Annotated in this window: 6 protein-coding genes and 1 pseudogene; 3 read left to right on the top strand and 4 right to left on the bottom strand. The window is 71.8% G+C overall.

What is annotated here, in order from left to right:
* The coding region (locus ACFQ87_RS44750; protein ID WP_380616801.1) for a hypothetical protein at positions 1-223 on the top strand (223 nt) is incomplete at its 5' end.
* A 50-nt stretch (positions 224-273) separates the two neighbouring features.
* Here ACFQ87_RS44750 and ACFQ87_RS44745 read toward each other — a convergent pair.
* From ACFQ87_RS44745 to ACFQ87_RS44735, 3 genes are all read right to left on the bottom strand, one after another.
* Positions 274-807 (bottom strand): EF-hand domain-containing protein, encoded by a 534-nt coding sequence (locus ACFQ87_RS44745; RefSeq protein WP_380616800.1) that lies wholly within the window; start codon positions 805-807, stop codon positions 274-276.
* Between the two features lie 226 nt (positions 808-1,033).
* Positions 1,034-1,522: a hypothetical protein gene (locus ACFQ87_RS44740; protein ID WP_380616799.1), complete on the bottom strand. Its 489-nt coding sequence runs from the start codon at positions 1,520-1,522 to the stop codon at positions 1,034-1,036.
* A gap of 74 nt (positions 1,523-1,596) precedes the next feature.
* Positions 1,597-1,989: a nuclear transport factor 2 family protein gene (locus ACFQ87_RS44735; protein WP_380616798.1), complete on the bottom strand. Its 393-nt coding sequence runs from the start codon at positions 1,987-1,989 to the stop codon at positions 1,597-1,599.
* Positions 1,990-2,186: 197 nt separating this feature from the next.
* On the opposite strand from ACFQ87_RS44735, the gene ACFQ87_RS44730 reads away from it, so the two are divergent.
* Together ACFQ87_RS44730 and ACFQ87_RS44725 are read left to right on the top strand one after the other, a co-directional pair.
* Entirely contained in the window at positions 2,187-2,579 is a 393-nt protein-coding gene (locus tag ACFQ87_RS44730) for a hypothetical protein (protein ID WP_380616797.1), read from the top strand.
* Positions 2,569-3,276, top strand: a complete 708-nt coding sequence (locus ACFQ87_RS44725; protein WP_380616796.1) for a pentapeptide repeat-containing protein — start codon at positions 2,569-2,571, stop codon at positions 3,274-3,276. The genes ACFQ87_RS44730 and ACFQ87_RS44725 overlap by 11 nt, the downstream gene beginning before the upstream one ends.
* Positions 3,277-3,377: 101 nt before the next feature.
* Here ACFQ87_RS44725 and ACFQ87_RS44720 read toward each other — a convergent pair.
* Positions 3,378-4,272 (bottom strand): annotated as a pseudogene (locus ACFQ87_RS44720) (hypothetical protein); the annotation flags it as partial.

Raw genomic sequence — 4,272 nt, 5'->3', positions numbered from 1 at the left:
CCGCTACCTGGAACGCCTGAACCTGGTCTTCGACGGCGGCACGGTGCGCGACGACACCTCCCTCACCGTCCCGCCCCAGCACAGGAGCGGCCTGCTCGGCGCCCGCTTCGTCCCCGTCCGCGAACTGCCCGACGTCATGGCCCCCGCCCAACACGCCCGCATCACCGAGGCGCTGGCCAACCACACCCTGCCTGTCCTCCTCCACGGCCAGCGCGCCGCCTGAGAAGCCGAAGCCGGACCTGCCGCCAGGTCCGGCCCCGGGCGGGAGGGCGGTCAGTACAGGGCGTCACCCATGGGGGAGCCGTCACCCGTGACGTATGCGCGGATCGATGCCAGGTACTCCCCGCGGCTGACGCGCCCGTCACCGTCGCTGTCCAGCGCGTCGAACGCCGCGTCCGCGTTGTCGGCCCGGTTGCCCAGGGCCTGGCGCAGCATGGTGAACTGCGTCCGGTCCAGGGCGCCGTCCTGGTCGGCGTCGGCGAGGTCGAACAGCGCGCCCAGGGCGTACTGGCAGATGTTGTCGAACTTCTCGGCGTCGACCCAGGCGATGTACTCCTCGTAGGTCATCACGCCGTCGCCGTTGGCGTCCATCGCGGCCCAGGCGCGTTCACCCGCGGCGAGTGCGGCGATGACCAGGGGGTCGTCGAGGCCGCGCCCGGTCGCCTGCCGGGCCCGTTCGATCCGGACGAAGTAGTCGTGCCGGGAGGCGACTCCGTCCCCGTCCGTGTCCAGCATCGCGTAGATGCGGGCCTTCGGGGTGGTTGGGTCGGCCGGGGGCGCCTGCGGCGCGGTCCGGGGGAGGGTCATGTCGCGTCTTCCTTCGGGTGCGGGTGTTGTACCGGTCGAGGGGACTGGTCAGTGGGTGAGGCGGAGCACGAGGGTGGAGTCGAGGGTGGTCTCACCGGTCGGGGTGTCGCAGCCGGCGCCGGTGACGACCGGCGAGGCGGTGCCGTCGGCCTTCCGGCCTTTCCGCCCATGATCGACGGCGGCGTGCTGCGCGCCTGGACGACCCGCCGGGCGCCGGGAAGACCGGTCAGGGCACCTCGGCGACGATCCAGTCGGCGGAGGGCGTGGTGCCGCCGGGCGTGGCGCCGAGGTGTCCTGACTGCGTCTCCGTCAGGTAGAGGTCGTTGTCGTTGAGGTTCGACGCCGACCGGACCCGGGAGTGAGCGCCATCCGTGATGCTCCACGCGGCCTCGGTGGTGCGGCACTGCCCGTAGCGGATGCTCCAGCCGTCGCCGATGGCCACGCACCCCCAGGTGTTCTTCTCCGGGTCGAACACCGCGACGTTCAGCGACGTCCCCTCCGGCCGTAGCTCCCACTGCTGTTCGGGCACCGCCTCGCACGGTTCGAGCCGCACCTGCGTGGTGCCGAAAATGTGGTGCAGGCAGGTCCCGGTGTTGGCGTTGCGCAGCGTGTACGGCGTCGGCTCCGCCGCGTGGGCGGAAGCCGGGAGCAGAAGCAGGAGCAGGGACGCGACGGCGGCTGCGGTCGCCGTCGCGTCGTGAGGGCGCATGGGCATGCGCGCCAGGAAAACGCAGATGCCGTGCGGCGGTGGGTGGTTCGGCGATCGGTTCCCCCGAAAGGGCTCGCGCGCTACAGCACCTCGGCCGGGTCGGCGTAGGCGTGCATGCTCACGATCCGCCCGTCGCGGACGGTGAACACGTCGGCGACGGTGATGCCGAGCGGGCTGCCGTCGGTGAGGACGCCGTGCACGTGGTGGACGATGACGACGGTCTCGCCGCGCCGGTGGGCGACCGGCTCGGAGTGCAGCTCGCGCCACATCGCGTAGGAGGCGCTCAGGTACTGGCGGACGGCGTCCGCGCCCCGGTGCGGGCCCCCGTTGGGGAACTCCTCGGGTTCGACCCAGTCCACGTCGGGGTGCAGGTCGGCGACGGCGGCGTCGATGTCACCCCGGGCGTACGCCGCGTAGGCGGCGAGCACGAGGGCGACGTCGGGATCGGTGTGGTCTGCGGGAGGGGAGGTCATGCCGGGGACCGTACCCCGCACGGCAGTTGAGCGTCGGTGGCGTCTTCGGCGAGGCGCCGCCAGCGGAGGGAATCACTCGAACGTGGCTGATCGAAAAGTGAATTGACGGACAGTCCGACACGTGACGAGACTTCCCGGTGGCGGGCGGCCGGGTGCCACGCCGGGCCCGCCGTACGCACGTGACCGAGAGGAGCAGGATGTCGACCTGGCATGCGGGCCTGTGGGGGCTGCTCGGGTCGGGGCTGATCGAGGCCTGGGACCTGTACGCGGCGATCCACGCCTCGCGCGGATTCCCGTGGAAGCGCCGCGGCCGGCTCGCGCTGGCGCCGTACCTGGTGGCGGTCGCGATCCGACTGGGTGTCGGTGTCGGTCTGGCGGCGGTGTACGCGGCCGGTGGGCAGATCGCCGGGGCGATCGGGGCCGTCACGGTCGGCATCGCCGCGCCGAAGATCCTTGAGCAGCTCGCCCGCCGGGCCACGGTGGACGAGCCTCAGGCCGTGGTGGTGCCCAGGGCGAGGCCGGGCGCCCCGTCCGGTCGCGCGGTCGGTGCGGAGGCGGTCCGGGAGGAGGGAGCGGTCGATGCCCGCTGACTCCTTCGGTCGTCAGGTCCTCGGCTACATCGCCAGGACCGAACCGCCGTTCTGTTCCCCCGCTCCGGTGTGGCCGCGCCCCGGCTTCCTGGCGATGCTGCGGGCGGCGCTGGCCTTTCAGCCGTACCGGCGGGTCTGGCGCGGTGAGCAGCTGACGGGCGCTGACCTGCGCAGGGCGGACCTGGCGAACGTTGCCATGGCCGGCGCGGCCATGGCCGGTGCGGACCTTCTCGGTGCCGACCTCAACGGTGCGGATCTGCGGGGAGCCAGTCTGCGCGGCGCCATGCTGCGGGACGCCAACCTGTTCAGGGCGCGGCTGACCGGTGCCGACCTGCGCGGTGCCCGGCTGCGCGGCGCCAACCTGGTGCGGGCCGACCTGACGGACGCCGTGCTGGTCCAGGCCGATCTGACCGACGTCCACCTCGCTCACGCCGTCCTGTGCAATGCGTACCTGGGAGGCGCCGACCTGACCGGTGCCCATCTGCAGGGCGCGGATCTGAGCGGTGCCGACCTGCACACGGCCGACCTGGCCGGCACCGAGGTGACAGGGGCCCGATGGTCGGAGGGGACCTGGTGGCCGGCGGACCTGTCCGAGCAGATCCGGTCCAGGTCCGTCGAGGTGGCGGACGGCATCTGGGAGATCCGGGCCGACGAAGCGCGCGACCGTGCGGACATGTGCGGCCCGGTGCCGGTCTGAGCCCGCCCCACGACAGCGGCCCCCACCAGGACGATTGTCTGGTGGGGGGTGCTTTCACGCGTGCGGTTGAGTGCTCCGGCCCTCCCGCGTTCCGAGATCGGTCAGGCGCGCCGGCGGCTGATCCGCGTGGCCGCCGCGCCGGCCGCGAGGAACGCGGCGGCGAGGCCGAGCAGGACGGGAGTCTTCGGGGCTCCCGTCTCGGCCAGCTCGCCGTGGTGGTGCTCCTTGCCGTGGTGCTCCTTGCCGTGGTCCTCCTTGCCGTGGTGCTCCTTGCCGTGCTCCTCCTCGCCGTGGTGACCGGGCTTCACCTCGTGCTTGCCGTGGTGGGCCGGCTTGTGCGCCGGCCGTTCCTCGACCTCCTCCGCGACGAACTTGATCTTGTTCAGGTTGAGGGAGGTGCTCTTGGCGTTGTTCTGCGCGGAGTTGTTCGAGTTGCTGGTGGCGCTGCTGGCGGCGGTGTTGTTGGCGCTGTTGTTGAGGTTGTTGGCGACGGTGTTCTGCACGACGACGGTGACGTCGACGTGCTGGTCCTGCGCGGAGTTCTGGTCCTGGCCCTGGTGCTGCTCCTGGCCGCCGGGCTTGCCGTGCTCGTCGTGCTTGCCGTGCTCGGGCTTGCCGTGCTCGTCGGGCTTGCCGTGCTCGTCGGGCTTGCCGTGCTCACATGGCTTGCAGTGCTCGTCGGGCTTGCCGTGCTCGGGCTTGCCGTGCTCGTCGTGCTTGCCGTGCTCACATGGCTTGCAGTGCTCGTCGTGCTCGCATTTCCCGTCATGCTTGCAGTGCTCGTTGTGCTTGCAGTGCTCGCCGTGTTCGCAGTGCTCGCCGTGTTCGGCGGGGATGCCGGGGATGCCGTGTTCGGTGGGGATGCCGGGGATGCCGTGTTCGGCGGGGATGCCGGGCAGGCAGAAGAACTCGCCGAGGCCGTGGTCGGCGAGGTGGCCGCGGTGCTCGTGCCCGGGCTCGTGGAGGCAGTTCTTGCTGCCGTTCACCCCCATGTCC

Source organism: Kitasatospora sp. NPDC056531 (genome assembly GCF_042794375.1).
Lineage (GTDB): Bacteria > Actinomycetota > Actinomycetes > Streptomycetales > Streptomycetaceae > Kitasatospora.
Note: the sequence above shows the minus strand (reverse complement) of the source record. Positions and strands in the feature narration are given on the sequence as shown.